Below are 1,840 nucleotides of genomic sequence, written 5' to 3'. Positions count from 1 at the left end.
TCGTTATTGATTTACAAAGTTGTCAACCCTTTCCCACCAAAATCGAAAAATTTAATCTCTGTCGTCTTCAGAAAAAGTAATTCTCTACCTTTTATCTGTAATGATTTATCTATTGACCGTTAACTACAATTGCGCGGAATTAATTAAGCGTTTAATCGCTTCCCTCGACGATGACTTATCTGCTACTCTCATCATTGTTAACAATTCCACTGAAGATAAAAATATCCAATCTTTAGCAGCGCAAAGAGTCAAGATTATTGAAGCGGGGGAAAATTTAGGATTTGGGAAAGGATGTAATCTGGGACTTGATTGGATTTATCAACAAGACAGAGAAGCTATCGTTTGGTTAGTTAATCCTGACGCTTACTTATTACCGGACTCTCTGGAGAAAGCAAGCAAATTTTTTCAGCAATATCCGGAAGTTGCCATCGCCGGTACAGAAATTTACGAACCGGATGGTAAAATCTGGTTTGGTTGGGGAAAATTTAATGCCAAAATCGGCACAATTAACGTGGTGGAGGAATCCTTAGACTATGGAGATAAACCCTATCTTATTCCTGACTGGGTGACGGGATGCAGTTTATTAATTAACTTCTCTAATTTTTCCACTTGTCCCCATTTCGATCCCGATTACTTTCTCTACTACGAAGACTTTGATTTTTCCCGAAGATACGCAAATCAAGGCTATTTAGTCGTTGTTACCAATCAGATTAAAATCATTCATGAACCATCTTCTATCACCCGTCGCTATGGTTATCTAAGACTAACTCATAATATCTATAGTTATCTTCTCAGTCTCGAAAAACATACGACTTTAACTATCCTTGTTTATCGCTTGCTGCGGATGAGTTTTATGTCTTTACTGATCCTTCCCATTAAACCAAAATTCTCCCTAGCCAAGCTGCAAGGAATTCAACTCTATTGTCACAGAATTATCACTAAACTGCGTCTAGGTTGAAACCCTTAGTTTTGCCGCTTCTGGCATTATTCTTACTAAATCCTGTTTAAAAGCTATAGGAGAGCGGGGAGTGGCGAGTAGTGGTGATGGTGAGCTATCTTGCTGATCTAGTCTGACAAGTATAATCACCCGAAAAATAAGGAAGAGTGAGCGATTCATGTTAATTTTTATTAAGAAGCGATCTTTGATGAGAACAGACAACTATGAACTTCGAGATTCCCAGTGCCGTAAAAACTTGGTCACAATTTGGCCATCCCATTCTCATGTGGGTTTTATTAGGATTAACTATCTATGCCCTCTATTCGGGGCTACAATGGCGACGGACGCGTACAGCAGATAAAGACCTAAAAAAAGAATTATTGCCCAAGGATTTTCGCACTAAACACTATCAAATTGGCTCCCTAATCCTCGCTTTAATGGTCTTGGGGACGATCGGGGGTATGGCGGTGACTTATATTAATAACGGTAAATTATTTGTCGGTCCCCATCTGCTGGCGGGTTTAGGGATGGTGGGTTTAATCTCGATCAGTGCCGCTTTAGTACCTTTAATGCAAAAAGGCAATGAATTGGCCAGAATCACCCATATTACCCTTAATGCCGTCATTTTAGGTCTTTTTGGCTGGCAAGCCTTCACAGGAATGGATATAGTCCAGCGTATTCTCAGCAAAATTTGACATACTCCCCCCGTCAAGCTACGCTGTGACGGGGGATTCTTGACCTATCACTATCGTAAATTCCTTGTTCAACGAGACAGCTTAGATTCTCAATGTCTCCACTGAAAATCCAGAGGCCGGACTCTCCCAAGGCGTTTGGGTCGGTTTCTGTTTGCCCAACAGTACCGTTGAGATGATTTCCCAAATATTTCAACCCTTTTTTAAGAAT

Annotated in this window: 2 protein-coding genes and 1 pseudogene; 2 read left to right on the top strand and 1 reads right to left on the bottom strand. The window is 40.4% G+C overall.

From position 1 onward, the window contains the following. Positions 1–100 precede the first annotated feature (100 nt). The gene (locus PX636_RS11950) at positions 101–958 is read left to right on the top strand and encodes a glycosyltransferase (protein WP_004162939.1); all 858 of its coding nucleotides are present in this window, start codon (positions 101–103) and stop codon (positions 956–958) included. Between the two features lie 203 nt (positions 959–1,161). Then, positions 1,162–1,632, top strand: a complete 471-nt coding sequence (locus tag PX636_RS11945) for a DUF4079 domain-containing protein (protein WP_004162940.1) — start codon at positions 1,162–1,164, stop codon at positions 1,630–1,632. A 13-nt stretch (positions 1,633–1,645) separates the two neighbouring features. Here PX636_RS11945 and PX636_RS11940 read toward each other — a convergent pair. Next, positions 1,646–1,840: pseudogene (locus PX636_RS11940) on the bottom strand (RNA-guided endonuclease TnpB family protein); the annotation flags it as partial.

The organism is Microcystis sp. M53598_WE2 (assembly GCF_030067735.1).
GTDB classification, from domain to species: domain Bacteria; phylum Cyanobacteriota; class Cyanobacteriia; order Cyanobacteriales; family Microcystaceae; genus Microcystis; species Microcystis aeruginosa.
Note: the sequence above shows the minus strand (reverse complement) of the source record. Positions and strands in the feature narration are given on the sequence as shown.

Coding starts and splice junctions, on each gene's coding strand:
- PX636_RS11950 (WP_004162939.1), top strand. CDS start 101: ATGATTTATCTATTGACCGTTAACTACAATTGCGCGGAATTAATTAAG.
- PX636_RS11945 (WP_004162940.1), top strand. CDS start 1,162: ATGAACTTCGAGATTCCCAGTGCCGTAAAAACTTGGTCACAATTTGGC.